At 68.7% G+C, this 12713-nt stretch carries 13 protein-coding genes; 1 reads left to right on the top strand and 12 read right to left on the bottom strand.

Annotation, left to right across the window (positions count from 1 at the left end; genetic code table 11):
* Positions 1-71: 71 nt before the first annotated feature.
* The gene (locus QNJ30_05000; GenBank protein ID MDJ0942795.1) at positions 72-809 is read right to left on the bottom strand and encodes a hypothetical protein; all 738 of its coding nucleotides are present in this window, start codon (positions 807-809) and stop codon (positions 72-74) included.
* A gap of 339 nt (positions 810-1148) precedes the next feature.
* Between QNJ30_05000 and QNJ30_04995 the strand changes: the two genes are divergently transcribed.
* On the top strand, positions 1149-3371 hold the full coding sequence (locus QNJ30_04995) for a BTAD domain-containing putative transcriptional regulator (protein ID MDJ0942794.1): 2223 nt from the start codon (positions 1149-1151) through the stop codon (positions 3369-3371).
* On the opposite strand, the gene ureG is transcribed toward QNJ30_04995, so the two are convergent.
* The 11 genes from ureG to urtB form a co-directional block, all read right to left on the bottom strand.
* Complete coding sequence (ureG, locus tag QNJ30_04990) at positions 3319-3960, bottom strand: urease accessory protein UreG (GenBank protein ID MDJ0942793.1); 642 nt, start codon at positions 3958-3960, stop codon at positions 3319-3321. The genes QNJ30_04995 and ureG overlap by 53 nt on opposite strands.
* Positions 3957-4631 carry an urease accessory protein UreF gene (locus tag QNJ30_04985; protein MDJ0942792.1) on the bottom strand — a complete coding sequence of 225 codons (675 nt, stop codon included), beginning with the start codon at positions 4629-4631 and terminating at the stop codon, positions 3957-3959. Before QNJ30_04985 ends, ureG begins: the two co-directional genes overlap by 4 nt.
* A complete protein-coding gene (locus tag QNJ30_04980; protein ID MDJ0942791.1) occupies positions 4624-5109 on the bottom strand; it encodes an urease accessory protein UreE in 486 nt (161 codons plus the stop codon). The genes QNJ30_04985 and QNJ30_04980 overlap by 8 nt, the downstream gene beginning before the upstream one ends.
* A 7-nt stretch (positions 5110-5116) precedes the next feature.
* On the bottom strand, positions 5117-6826 hold the full coding sequence (gene ureC, locus QNJ30_04975) for an urease subunit alpha (protein ID MDJ0942790.1): 1710 nt from the start codon (positions 6824-6826) through the stop codon (positions 5117-5119).
* Between the two features lie 4 nt (positions 6827-6830).
* Complete coding sequence (locus QNJ30_04970; GenBank protein MDJ0942789.1) at positions 6831-7163, bottom strand: urease subunit beta; 333 nt, start codon at positions 7161-7163, stop codon at positions 6831-6833.
* A gap of 14 nt (positions 7164-7177) precedes the next feature.
* On the bottom strand, positions 7178-7480 hold the full coding sequence (locus QNJ30_04965) for an urease subunit gamma (GenBank protein MDJ0942788.1): 303 nt from the start codon (positions 7478-7480) through the stop codon (positions 7178-7180).
* Positions 7481-7514: 34 nt separating this feature from the next.
* On the bottom strand, positions 7515-8405 hold the full coding sequence (locus QNJ30_04960; protein ID MDJ0942787.1) for an urease accessory protein UreD: 891 nt from the start codon (positions 8403-8405) through the stop codon (positions 7515-7517).
* A complete protein-coding gene (gene urtE, locus QNJ30_04955; protein ID MDJ0942786.1) occupies positions 8380-9075 on the bottom strand; it encodes an urea ABC transporter ATP-binding subunit UrtE in 696 nt (231 codons plus the stop codon). The genes QNJ30_04960 and urtE overlap by 26 nt, the downstream gene beginning before the upstream one ends.
* A gap of 6 nt (positions 9076-9081) precedes the next feature.
* Positions 9082-9801: an urea ABC transporter ATP-binding protein UrtD gene (urtD, locus tag QNJ30_04950; protein MDJ0942785.1), complete on the bottom strand. Its 720-nt coding sequence runs from the start codon at positions 9799-9801 to the stop codon at positions 9082-9084.
* Between the two features lie 83 nt (positions 9802-9884).
* A complete protein-coding gene (urtC, locus tag QNJ30_04945; GenBank protein MDJ0942784.1) occupies positions 9885-11024 on the bottom strand; it encodes an urea ABC transporter permease subunit UrtC in 1140 nt (379 codons plus the stop codon).
* Between the two features lie 3 nt (positions 11025-11027).
* On the bottom strand, positions 11028-12650 hold the full coding sequence (urtB, locus tag QNJ30_04940; GenBank protein MDJ0942783.1) for an urea ABC transporter permease subunit UrtB: 1623 nt from the start codon (positions 12648-12650) through the stop codon (positions 11028-11030).
* Positions 12651-12713 lie beyond the last annotated feature (63 nt).

Below are 12713 nucleotides of genomic sequence, written 5' to 3'. Positions count from 1 at the left end.
CGTTCCTTCAGAGGATCATGCCGCTCTCGATCCTCAGACCGTCCGCCCGAGGTGGAGCTCCAGGGACCGGACTACTTGAAACCCTTCTTGTCCGGCGTCCAGGACACGATCTTGGTCCTGTTCTTCTTCTGTTTCTTGTCCCACTTGGGCGCGTGCAGCGCGTAGGCGATCACCGCCCGGGACGGGATTTCGATCACGTCGGACTTCTCCAACGCGGCATCGGACACGATCTCGAGTTTCTGGCCTTTCAGGAGGCCGTTGAACTTGCCTTGGTGCCTCGCGATCATCTCCTGCGTCAGCCGGCATTCCGTGACGTAGATCGCGCTGGTCACCACCCGGGCATCGTTGTGCTCCTTCATCGCGTTGATCCAACGCTTCTTCTCGTTGATCTCCTTTGCCAGCTTCGAGAGGTTCTCGACGTGCACTTCGCGAAACTTGCAGCGCTTCTCCTTCACGAGCTCAAAAAAGTCGTCTCCTTCCAGCCCCCAGGCGTCGGTCGGAACGGAGAAGCTGCCCTTCACGTTCAAGGCGCTCTTAGTGACGTTCTTGGCCGTGTAAAGGCCGCTCTTCTTGACGTTTCCCTTGAGGGCCGGCCTGAGGCTGTCCACGCGGTCGAGACCGCGCTTGCCGACGACCGGGTTCCGCTTCCTGCCCCAATCACCGAGGGAAACTTCCTGAGCGCTGTAGCGAAAGAACTTCTTTCCGCCAAGGGTGACGGCGTTCTTGTTGATCTCGAACTCCCCGGCCGAGGCCAGAGATGACGCGGAGATCAAGATCGCGGAGATGATCATCGATATGGGTCGGGTCATTGACATCGTGCTCCTCCTTCAGGAGTTTGGATCACTACTTCAGATTGATGAACGCGAGCACTTAAGTCGGTTGGCGTGAATCTTCGGCGGGGCTGATCGGAAAGGCGGCGGTAATTCGACAGAGGCGCCCTGGAATGCAGCCGAAGCCAGATTTCGGCGACGGCATCGAACGGCAAAGTCCTCCCTGTGGCAAAGCGCACGTCTGCCGTCGGGCTTTGCTACTACGCTGCACCCAGAAAACTCTGAGGCCGGACAACCGGCTGAAATTGGCGGGACAGAAGAAGATCCTTTTCGCCCGATCACTGGCACGATCGGCGCCGAGATGGAAGGGGGTGCGTCATGCGTGACGAACCGAGTCTGCCCGTCCTGAAGATATCCCTGCTCGGCGGCTTCGAGGTCCAATCGCCGACCGGGGATAGCATTCAGCTCTCGGGCCAGAAGGATCGCGCTCTGCTGGGCTTCCTGGCGGTCTCGCCCGGCGTCGCCTTTGCACGCGAAAAGCTGGCGGCCCTGCTTTGGTCGGAGAGCGGCGACAAGCAGGCCCGCGACAGCTTGAAGCAGGCCGTCCTGCGCTTACGGCGCTGCCTCGAGCCCTTGACGGTCGAGCCGCTGATCACGACCCGTCAGACGGTAACGCTGAAGCGCGACGCCGTATGGGTCGACACCGGCAGGTTCGAAAGCCTGCTGTCCGAACCCGGCGCGGAGTCGATCGAGCAGGCGGCATCGCTCTATCGGGGCGATCTGCTGGACGGCCTGCAGGTGCGCGATGCGAGCTTCGAGGACTGGCTGCAGGTCGAGCGGGTGCGGCTGCGTGGCCTGGCGACCGAAGCCTTGACTCGGCTCATGGCGCAAGCGCTCGACGCCGGCCAGCGCGAAAGCGCGATCGGCGCCGCGCGGCGGCTCTTGTCGCTCGACCCGCTGCAGGAGGCCGCCTGCCGCACGCTGATGCGGGTGCACGCCGAGCGTGGCGAGCGGCCGCAGGCGCTGAAGCTCTTCGACAGCCTGCGCGGCCGTCTGTCACGGGAACTGGCCGTGACGCCGGAGCCCGAGACGCTGGCGCTTTATCAGTCGATCCGCAACCGGCGCGCCGACGAGGCCCCAAGAGAAGCGGAAAGGTACGGAGATCCCCAGAAATCCGACAGCGACGCAGCCGCCGATCGCTTTCCGCGCGAAGGGCCGGACAAGCCTTCGATCGCGGTGCTTCCCTTCGCGAACATCGGCAAGGGCCCCGAGCAGGACTACCTGGCCGACGGCCTGACCGAGGACATCATCACGGACCTGTCGCGAGTGTCGGGCCTCTTCGTGGCCTCCCGGCACAGCGCCTTCGTCTTCAAGGGCAAGGCCGTGGCGGTGCAGGAGGCCGCAGGGGAGCTGAGGGTCGGCCACATCCTCGAAGGCAGCGTGCGCGCAGCCGCGGGCCGGGTCCGGATCACCACGCAGCTGGTAGACGGCGCAACCGGCGGCCAGATCTGGGCCGCGCGCTATGACCGCAGCCTGGAAGACATCTTCGCCCTGCAGGACGAGATCGCGGAGAGCATCGTCCAGGCCCTCAAGGTGAAACTGCTGCCGGAGGAACTGGCGGTCATCACCAGCCATGCGACCAAGAACGTGGACGCCTATCAGTACTATCTGATGGGACGCTCCTTCTATCTGCGGGGACTCGAAACCCACGGCCTGCGCATCGCCCGGAAGATGTTCGCCAAGGCGGTCGAGCTCGACCCGCGCTATGCCCGCGCTTTCGCCGCCCTCGCCGCCTGCGAGGCCTATCTGTCGATGAGCGATCCGGCCGTCGCCTACGAGAGCAGCGTGGCGAACAGTCTGCGGGCCTTGGAGCTGGATCCGAACCTGGCCGAAGCCCGTGCCGTCAGGGGTCTGGTGCTCTTCGCGGACGGCCGCTTCGCCGAGGCGACCTCCGAGTTTGAGCGCGCCTTGAGCCTCGCGCCGGATCTCCACGAAGCCCATTTCTTCTATGCCCTGAACTGCCGCCTTCAAGGCCGCCACGAGAAAGCGGCTGCGCTCTTCGAGCGCGCGGCGGCCTTGCGACCGAACGACTATCGCTCTGCCGGGCTACTGGCCTCGGAGTACAGATTCCTGAATCGCCGGGAAGACTCCGACTCGGCCGCGCGGCGCTGCCTCGAGCGGGTCGAGGCAGCGATCGAGACTCATCCCGATAACGCGGGGGCCCTGGCTTTCGGCAGCGCCCTCCTGGCCAGGCTTGGACAAAGGACGCGCGCGAAGGACTGGGCGACGCGGGCGATCATGATCGGCCCGGACGATTCTCTGGCCCACTACAACGTGACGCGCACCCATGCGCTTCTCGGCGAAGCGACCACGGCAATGGATCGCCTGGAGCAGGCCTTCCGCTCCACCCCGGAATGGCAACGCCATCTGGCGCAATGGATGGCGCAGGACGACGACATCGATCCGCTGCGCGCGCACCCGAGGTTCAAGGCGCTCCTCGACCGGCTCGATGTCGAGCGCGGAGCGCGGCTCAGGGCGGCCGCCTTCGCTAGGCTGCCGAAGGCGCCGCCCCGGGCTCGAGCCCGCCCAGCCTCCGGATGAAGGCGGCGATTTCGGGCACGCCCTGGCCCGCTTTGACCTGGGCGAAGACGAAGGGGCGCTCGCCGCGCATCTTCCGCGCGTCCCGGTCCATGACCTCGAGGCTCGCGCCCACCAGAGGGGCGAGGTCGGTCTTGTTGATCACCAGCAGGTCCGAGCGGGTGATGCCCGGTCCGCCCTTGCGCGGGATCTTGTCACCGGCCGACACGTCGATGACATAGATGGTGAGGTCGGCCAGCTCCGGGCTGAAGGTCGCTGCCAGGTTGTCGCCGCCGGATTCGATCAGCACCACGTCCAGCGCCGGGAAACGTTCATTCAGGTCGGCCAGGGCCGCCAAATTGATCGAGGCGTCCTCGCGGATCGCCGTGTGCGGGCAGCCGCCGGTCTCGACACCGAGGATGCGCTCCGGCGGCAGGGCGCCCGAGCGGGTCAGGAACTCCGCGTCCTCGCGGGTATAGATGTCGTTGGTGATAGCGGCGATGTCGAAGCGCGGCGCCAGCGCCTTGCAGAGCGCGTCCATCAGGGCCGTCTTGCCGGAGCCGACGGGCCCGCCGATGCCGACCCGCAAGGGGCCTGAAGTGGAAGCAGTCATGAGCGGAACAACCTCGTGTACTGGGTTTCGTGTTTCATGGCGGCCAGGTCGGCCAGGATCGCGGCACCGCCGAGATCCTCCAGCGGAGCGGTCAGGGTGGCCTCCAGGGTCGCGACGATCGGCGGCTCCAAGGCGGCGATGACCCGCTGACCGTCGCTCTGACCGAGAGGGATCAGCCGCACGCCGGCCGAGACGATGTTGGCGGCGAAGCCCTGAAGATAGGCTTGCAGGCTCGGTGCCAAGGCCAGGCCGTGGCCCACGGCCGCCACCGCCACCACGACCGGGTAGGCCAGCGGTCCCGGCCACGCTTCGCGGAGCCGGTCCAGGGCCCGGCAGGGCCAGGCGTCGCAGGTCGCCTCAAGGAAGGCGCGGCCCTGGGCGGTGGTCTCCAGATGCCGTTCCGACGACGCGACGAAGGCGGCGGCCAGCTCGGCGACCTCGCGCAGGGCCACCAGGTCTTCGGCGGCCTCGAAGGCATGGCGGAAGAGGATCGCGTCGTTACGCCCCGAGCCGAGTTGGAGCAGGTCGGTCAGCCAGAGGCGCAGGGACCCGGCGTCCCGGACCCGGCCCTCTTCGACCGCGTACTCCAGGCCGTGGGAATAGCTGAAGGCGCCCACGGGATAGGCCGGCGACAGCCAGGTCATCAGGCGGTAGAGCGCAGCGTCAGTCATGGTGATGATGTCCTGCACCGTTGGTGCCGTGCCCCTGGACCCGGCCGTGACCGTAGGCGCCGCCTTCGGGATCGAAGGGTGCCTCGACCGAGCGGATCTCTGCGCCCAGGCCGTCGAGCAGATCGCGGATCACGTGGTCCTCGCGGATCCGAAGCGCGTCGCCCAGCAGCTGGGTCGGCAGGTGTCGGTTGCCGAGGTGCCAGGCGATGCGCAGCAGGTCGGCGCCCGGCCCGGCGCGCACCTCGAGCAGGCGCTCGGGCGCCGCCTCGACCGCGACGATGCCGCCGTCCTCCAGGACCAGGCCGTCGCCGTCGCGCAGGGCCACCGCCCGCGGCAGGTCGAGCAGGACCTCGAGGCCGCGGCGCCCACCCAGGAGGATGCGGCGACGGTGGCGGGCGTCGTAGTCCAGAAGCACGGCGTCGCGGGCCTCCGCCGGAGACCAGCTTCCCGCCTCGCGCACCGCGGTCGCTCTCAGCATCGCCGCCTCAATACAGGAAGTAGCGCTGGGCCAGGGGCAGCACCACGGCCGGCTCGCAGGTTAGGAGCTCGCCGTCGGCACGGACCTCGTAGGTCTCGGGATCCACCTCGATCCGCGGCGTGAGGTCGTTCAGCACCATGTCCGTCTTGGTCACGCTGCGGATGCCCGAGACCGGCAGGACGGGACGGCTCAGGCCGAGCTGCCCACCGACATCGGACTCGGCCGCCGCCTTGGAGACGAAGGTCACGGCGCTGGCCGTCATCGCGCCGCCGAAGCCGGCGAACATCGGGCGGTAGTGCACCGGCTGCGGCGTCGGGATCGAGGCGTTGGGATCGCCCATCGCCGCCGCCGCGATGGTCCCGCACTTCAGCACCAGGTCCGGCTTGACCCCGAAGAACATCGGCTTCCAGAGCACCAGGTCGGCCAGCTTTCCGGCCTCAACCGAGCCGACCGCGTCGGCGATGCCGTGGGTCAGCGCCGGGTTGATGGTGTACTTGGCGAGGTAGCGCTTGACCCGGAAGTTGTCGTTGTCGCCGGCCTCCTCCGGCAGGGCGCCGCGCTGCTTCTTCATCTTGTCCGCGGTCTGCCAGGTCCGGATGATCACCTCGCCGACCCGGCCCATGGCCTGGCTGTCGGAAGCGATCATCGAGAAGGCGCCGAGGTCGTGCAGGATGTCCTCGGCGGCGATGGTCTCGCGGCGGATGCGGCTCTCGGCGAAGGCCAGGTCCTCGGGGATCTTGGGGTCCAGGTGATGGCAGACCATCAGCATGTCCAGGTGCTCGTCGACCGTGTTGACCGTGAAGGGCCGGGTCGGGTTGGTCGAGGAGGGCAGGACGTTGGCCTCGCCGCAGACCTTGATGATGTCGGGCGCGTGGCCGCCGCCCGCGCCCTCGGTATGGAAGGCGTGGATGGTCCGGCCCTTGAAGGCAGCGATGGTGTTCTCGACGAAGCCGGACTCGTTGAGGGTGTCGGTGTGGATGGCGACCCCGATGTCGGTCTCCTCGGCCACGGCGAGGCAGGTGTCGATGGCGGAGGGCGTGGTGCCCCAGTCCTCGTGCAGTTTGAGGGCGCAGGCCCCGGCCCGGATCTGCTCCAGCAGGGCCTCCGGCTTGGAGGCGTTGCCCTTGCCGAAGAAGCCGAGGTTCATGGAGAAGCCCTCTGCCGCCTGCAGCATGCGGCCGAGGTGCCAGGGCCCGGGCGTCGCCGTGGTAGCGTTGGTGCCCTCGGCCGGGCCGGTGCCGCCGCCCAGCATGGTGGTGACGCCGGAGTAAAGCGCGTCCTCGATCTGCTGCGGGCAGATCCAGTGGATGTGCGCGTCGATCCCGCCGGCGGTGAGGATGCGGCCCTCACCCGCGATGGCCTCGGTCCCCGGGCCGACGACGATGTCGACGCCCGGCTGGACGTCGGGGTTGCCAGCCTTGCCGATGGCCGCGATCCGGCCATCCTTCAGGCCCACGTCGGCCTTCACGATGCCCCAGTGGTCGAGGATCAGGGCGTTGGTGATCACGGTGTCGACCGCGCCCTGGACCCGGCTCGCCTGGGACTGGCCCATGCCGTCGCGGATCACCTTGCCGCCGCCGAACTTGACCTCCTCGCCGTAGATCGTGCGGTCCTCCTCGACCTCGACGATCAGGTCGGTGTCGGCCAGGCGAACGCGATCGCCGGTGGTCGGGCCGTACATGGCGGCATAGGCCGCGCGGTCCAGTCTCTGCGGCATGGCCTCAGCCCTCCCCAGCGTCCGGAGGGCCGTCGAGCGGCCCGTTGATCCGGGCGTTGAAGCCGTGGACCTCGCGGGTGCCGGCGTAGGGGATCAGCGTCACCTCGCGGCTCTGCCCGGGCTCGAAGCGCACCGCCGTGCCGGCGGGGATGTCCAGGCGATGGCCCCGCGCCCTTTCGCGGTCGAAGACCAACGCCGCGTTGGTCTCGTAGAAGTGATAGTGGGAGCCGACCTGAATCGGACGGTCGCCGCTGTTCTCGACCAACAACGTCAGGCTCGGCCGGTCTTCGTTGATCTGGATGTCGCCGTCGGCGACCATGATCTCGCCGGGAATCATCGTTTCCACCTCCCCTAGCGGATCGGCTGGTGCACGGTCACCAGCTTGGTGCCGTCGGGGAAGGTCGCCTCGACCTGGATCTCGTGGATCATCTCGGCAACGCCCTCCATGACCTGCGCGCGGCCAAGCACCGTCCCGCCGTCGCGCATCAACTCGGCCACCGAGCGGCCGTCGCGCGCGCCTTCGACCACGTAGTCCGAGATCAAGGCGATCGCCTCCGGATGGTTCAGCTTGCAGCCTCGCTCCAGGCGGTTGCGCGCGACCATCGCGGCGACCGCGACCAGCAGCTTGTCCTTTTCCCGCGGTGTCAGGTTCACCTTCTTCTCCCCTTCGTCTTCGCGTCCCTTCGGATCACAGGTGCCAGAGCCGTGGCAGCGCCGCCGGCAGGCCCGCTAGGCGCGCCCGCGCCGCCGCCCAGAAGGCGCCATAGGCGTGGCGGACCGCCAGGGCCTCGCCGAGGAAGCGGCCGACGACCAGGCCGTTGACCGTCGTCAGCGCCTGGCGCGATCCGACTTCGTCCGCCGGCAGTAGCGCGCGCAGTCCGTCGAGGTGCGCCGGCGCGTCCTCGGCCGCGTAGATCAGGCTGGCGCAGGCCGTCACACCTCCGAGGCAGGCGGTCGAGGCCAGGGGCCGGGCGAGATCGCCCTCGGCATGGAGGGCATCGGCCCAGACCAAATCTCCGCCGCAACACACCCGCCAGGCGTCGTGGATCAGGCCGCGTGATAGGCGCTCGCCGGAGGCGCGCCGGCCGAAGACCAGGAACTCCCCGGCGAAGACTTGCGCACCCGGCACCAGCCGCAGCTCGGTCCGGCGCCGCAGGCGGGCGCCGTCGAAGAGGATGGTTTCCTGCGGCAGCCACTCCAGCCAGGTCTCCGCCGCTGCCGTCAGCGTGACCGTCACCCGGCTGTCGGCGCCGAGGGAGCGGTAGACCTTTTCGGCGGCCTGCGGATAGACCCGCAGCCGCGCCCCGGCCCCCGCCTCCACCTCGACGGTCAGGCGGTCGCCGCCGACCAGCCCGCCGGACGTGGTGATCATGCAGGCCTCCAGGATGTCGCCCCGCCCCGGCCGCGGCAGCCGAAGGCTAAGGGGATCGCGCTGGTGCAGCGCGGCCAGGCGGGTCACGCCGGACTCCGCGCGCACGGCGACCCGAGCCTCGCCCTCGACCGCGCCGCGCCGCAGCGGCACGACCTTGGCCTCGGCGGAGCCAGCCAGCGGCTCAGACGGCGATGCTGCGACGGACATCCGCTTCCACCATGTCGGCGGCGCGACCGGCGAGCACGATCTCGCCCCGGTCCATCACCGCGTAGCTGTCGGCCAGGTCCCGCGCGAACTCGAAGTACTGCTCGACCAGGAGGATGGCCATGTCGCCGCGCTCGGCCAGCAGGCGGATCACGCGCTCGATGTCCTTGATGATCGAGGGCTGGATGCCCTCGGTCGGCTCGTCCAGCACCAGCAGCCGAGGGCGCATCACCAGGGCCCGGGCGATCGCGAGCTGCTGCTGCTGGCCGCCGGAGAGATCCCCGCCGCGCCGCCGCAACATGTCCTTCAGCACCGGGAAGAGCTGGAAGATCTCGGCCTCGATCCGGCGCCGCTCCCGCGGCAGCGCGGCGTAGCCGCTGCGCAAGTTCTCCTCGACCGTGAGCAGCGGAAAGATCTCCCGCCCCTGCGGGACGTAGGCGATGCCGCGGCGCGCCCGCGCGTGGGGCGGCAGGCGGCCCAGCGCCTCGTCTTCCCAGAGGATGCTGCCCGCCCTGACCGGCTGCTGGCCGGCGATGGCGCGCAGCAGGCTGGTCTTGCCGACGCCGTTGCGGCCCAGGACGCAGGTCACCTCGCCCTTGGCCGCGCTCAGGCTGACCCCGCGCAGGGCCTGGCTGGCGCCGTAGAAGAGATTGATGTCCCGGACCTGCAGCATAGCGTCCTAGCGGCCGAGATAGACTTCGATGACCCGGGGGTCGTCCTGGAGGTGCGCCAGAGAACCCTCGGCCAGGACCGCGCCCTCGTGCAGCACCGAGACGTGGCAGTCGAGGGCGCGGATGAACTCCATGTCGTGCTCGACCACGACGACGGAGTGCGCGCGGGCGATCTCCTGCAGCATCTCCGCGGTCTTGGCGGTCTCGGCGTCGGTCATGCCCGCGGCCGGCTCGTCGACCAGAAGCAGCTCCGGGTCCTGCATCAGGAGCATGCCGATCTCCAGCCACTGCTTCTGACCGTGCGAGAGGCTTCCGGCCAGCCGGGCGCGCAGCTCGCTGAGGGCGATGCGCGTCAAGACTTCGTCGATGCGTTCGCGCTGGGCACCATTCAGCCCACCGAACAACCCGGCGAAGACACCGCGCGGTCCCTTCAGCGCCAGCTCCAGGTTGTCGAAGACGCTCTGGCTTTCGAAGACCGTCGGTTTCTGGAACTTGCGGCCGATCCCCAGGTTGGCGATGGCGGCCTCGTCGAGCCGGGTGAGGTCGACGTCCCCGCCGAAGAAGACCTGGCCCGAGGCCGGCCGGGTCTTGCCGGTGATGACGTCCATCATCGTGGTCTTGCCTGCGCCGTTCGGGCCGATGATCGCGCGCAGCTCGCCGGCCAGCACGTAGAGGCTGAGGTTGTTCAGGGCCTTGAAGCCGTCGAAGCTGACGGTCACACCATCCATGTAGAGGATAGTATCCGCCGCCGCCTCGGCCGGCGCGCCGGTCGGCCCGGGGATCGGTTCATCGATCAGGGGCAAAGCTTGGCTCATCCGCCTGCCTCCCCTGGCGCTTGTCTCAGACCCGAGAGCGGAAGGCGGTCGCGCAGCCCGCCGAGGGAACCGACGATGCCCCTGGGCAGGAAGACGGTGACGGCGATGAAGAGCCCGCCGAGGAAGAACAGCCAGATCTCGGGTGCGGCGCCGGTCAGATAGGTCTTGGCATAGTTCACCAAGACGGCGCCCAGGATCGCGCCGTGCAGATAGCCGCGGCCGCCGACGGCGACCCAGATCACGATCTCGATCGAGTTGGCTGGCGAGAACTCGCCGGGATTGATGATACCGACCTGGGGTACGTAGAGCGCGCCGGCGAGCCCGGCCAGCATGGCCGAGAGGACGAAGACGAAGAGCTTGTAGCGCTCGACCCGGTAGCCGAGGAAGCGCACCCGGCTCTCGGCGTCGCGGATCGCGACCAGCACGCGGCCGACCTTGGAGCAGACGATCCAGCGGCAGAGCAGATAGCCCAGGGCCAGGGCAAGGGCGGAGGCGGCGAAAAGGCCGGCGCGGGTGGCGTCGGACCGCAGACTGAAGCCCAGCAGGTCCTTGAAGTCGGTCAGGCCGTTGTTGCCGCCGAAGCCCATGTCGTTGCGGAAGAAGGCGAGCATCAGCGCAAAGGTCATCGCCTGGGTGATGATCGAGAGGTAGACGCCGGTGACCCGCGATCGGAAGGCGAGCCAGCCGAAGACCAGCGCCAGGAGCCCCGGCACCAGCAGCACCATCAGCAGGGCGAAGGGAAAGGAGTCGAAGCCGTACCAGTACCAGGGCAGCTCCTGCCAGTTCAGAAAGACCATGAAGTCGGGCAGGACCGAATGACCGTAGACCCCGCGCTCGCCAATCTGGCGCATGAGGTGCATGCCCATGGCGTAGCCACCCAGGGCGAAGAAAGCGCCGTGGCCCAGGCTGAGGATGCCGCAGAAGCCCCAGACCAGATCGACGCTGAGGGCGAGCAGCGCAAAGCAGAGGTACTTGCCGAGCAGGGCGACCAGATAGGAGGGCACGTGAAGCGACGAGCCTTCCGGCACGGCCAGGTTCAGCACCGGCACCAGCACGCTCACCGCCAGCAGCACCCCGAGGGTGACCTTGACCCCGAGCGGCGAGAGCAGGCGGCCGTGGTCGCCGGAGAGCAGCATGGCCTAGGCCTCCAGCGCCCGGCCGCGCAGCGCGAAGAGGCCGCGCGGGCGTTTCTGGATGAAGAGGATGATCGCCACCAGCACCAGGATCTTGCCGAGCACGGCGCCGGCGTAGGGCTCCAGGAACTTGTTCGCCAGCCCGAGCGACAGGGCCCCGACCAGGGTGCCCCAGAGGTTGCCGACTCCGCCGAAGACGACGACCATGAAGCTGTCGATGATGTAGCTCTGGCCAAGGTTGGGGCTGACGTTGTCGATCTGGCTGAGTGCGACCCCGGCCATGCCGGCGATGCCCGAGCCCAGGCCGAAGGTCATGGCGTCGACCCAGCCGGTACGGATGCCCATGGAGGACGCCATGGCCCGGTTCTGGGTCACCGCCCGCATCTGAAGGCCGTAGCGGCTGTAGCGGATCAGCAGGACCAGAAGCGCGAAGACCACCAGCGCGAAGACGATGATCCAGATCCGGTTGTAGGTCAGCGTCAGGCCGCCCGCGACCTCCCAGGCGCCGCTCATCCAGCTCGGATTGCCGACCTCCCGGTTGGTCGGACCGAAGACGCTGCGCACGAGTTGTTGCAGGATCAGGCTGAGGCCCCAGGTCGCGAGCAGCGTCTCAAGGGGCCGGCCGTAGAGGAAGCGGATGACGCCGCGCTCGATGCCGACGCCGATCGCCGCGGTGACCAGGAAGGCGGCCGGCACTGCGACCAGCAATGAGAAATCGAACAAGCCGGGCGCGGCGGCGCGGAAGACCTCCTGCACGACGAAGGTGGTGTAGGCGCCCAGCATCACCATCTCGCCGTGGGCCATGTTGATCACGCCCATGACCCCGAAGGTGATGGCCAGGCCGATCGCCGCCAGCAGCAGCACCGAGCCCAGGCTGACGCCCTGGAAGACATTGGCGAGGAACCCGTTGAAGGCCAGACCCCGCTCGATCGCAGCGAGGGTTTCCCGGGCGGCCGCTCGGATCTCGGGCGCCGCCGGCGAGCCGGCCGCCGCGGCCACGAGGGCACGGACCTCGGGATCGACGAAATCCGCCAGCGACCGCAGGGCGGCGATGCGGGTCTCCGTGTCGTCGGATCTCGCGAGCTCGGTCGCGGCCAGGGCCCGGCGCAGCCGCGCGGCGACCGCGGCATCATCTTCGCGCTCCAGCGCCGCCTTCAGAGCCGGGATCATCTCGGCCCGCGTGCTTCGGAAGACGGCGTCCGCGGCCCGGATCCGCGCGGCCGGGTCTGGGCTGCCGAGCGTCAGCGACCCCAGCTTGCCCTTCACCAGCTGGCGCAGGCGGTTGTTGATGCGGATCTTGCGCAGCGCGCGCTTTCCGACCGCGCCCAGCGCCGCGCCGGTGACCGCATCGGCGATGAGGTAGTCACCGCCGCTGCGCGTAGCGATCACGAAACGGCCCTCGTCCTTGGTCCGGAACAAGCGGCCGCTGAGATAGGCCTGGAGGACCGCGACCGCCCGCTCCTCGCCACCGGCCGCCAGGCGTTCAACGGCCGCCGCCTTGGCCTCGTTGGACTTCTCCGCCAGGCCCTCCAAGTCGATCGCCAGATCCGCCACGGCCGCGGACGGCAGCAGCAGCACAGCCGTCACGGCGAGGAACAGGAGGCTGCGAGCCAGGCGGCCGAAGGGCATCGGGGGATCTCCGGGTCCGGGGCGGACGCGAAGGCGGGTCCGGGGACCCGCCTTCCTCGGTGG

The sequence above is a fragment of the Kiloniellales bacterium genome (genome assembly GCA_030066685.1).
GTDB lineage: Bacteria > Pseudomonadota > Alphaproteobacteria > Kiloniellales > JAKSBE01 > JAKSBE01.
The sequence above is the reverse complement of the archived record's forward strand: the minus strand, read 5'-3'. Positions and strand labels throughout refer to the sequence as shown.

Excerpts from the sequence above, each read along its gene's own strand:
- QNJ30_05000 (MDJ0942795.1), bottom strand. The coding sequence starts at position 809 with ATGACCCGACCCATATCGATGATCATCTCCGCGATCTTGATCTCCGCG.
- QNJ30_04995 (MDJ0942794.1), top strand. The coding sequence starts at position 1,149 with ATGCGTGACGAACCGAGTCTGCCCGTCCTGAAGATATCCCTGCTCGGC.
- ureG (MDJ0942793.1), bottom strand. The coding sequence starts at position 3,960 with ATGACTGCTTCCACTTCAGGCCCCTTGCGGGTCGGCATCGGCGGGCCC.
- QNJ30_04985 (MDJ0942792.1), bottom strand. The coding sequence starts at position 4,631 with ATGACTGACGCTGCGCTCTACCGCCTGATGACCTGGCTGTCGCCGGCC.
- QNJ30_04980 (MDJ0942791.1), bottom strand. The coding sequence starts at position 5,109 with ATGCTGAGAGCGACCGCGGTGCGCGAGGCGGGAAGCTGGTCTCCGGCG.
- ureC (MDJ0942790.1), bottom strand. The coding sequence starts at position 6,826 with ATGCCGCAGAGACTGGACCGCGCGGCCTATGCCGCCATGTACGGCCCG.
- QNJ30_04970 (MDJ0942789.1), bottom strand. The coding sequence starts at position 7,163 with ATGATTCCCGGCGAGATCATGGTCGCCGACGGCGACATCCAGATCAAC.
- QNJ30_04960 (MDJ0942787.1), bottom strand. The coding sequence starts at position 8,405 with ATGTCCGTCGCAGCATCGCCGTCTGAGCCGCTGGCTGGCTCCGCCGAG.
- urtE (MDJ0942786.1), bottom strand. The coding sequence starts at position 9,075 with ATGCTGCAGGTCCGGGACATCAATCTCTTCTACGGCGCCAGCCAGGCC.
- urtD (MDJ0942785.1), bottom strand. The coding sequence starts at position 9,801 with ATGGATGGTGTGACCGTCAGCTTCGACGGCTTCAAGGCCCTGAACAAC.
- urtC (MDJ0942784.1), bottom strand. The coding sequence starts at position 11,024 with ATGCTGCTCTCCGGCGACCACGGCCGCCTGCTCTCGCCGCTCGGGGTC.
- urtB (MDJ0942783.1), bottom strand. The coding sequence starts at position 12,650 with ATGCCCTTCGGCCGCCTGGCTCGCAGCCTCCTGTTCCTCGCCGTGACG.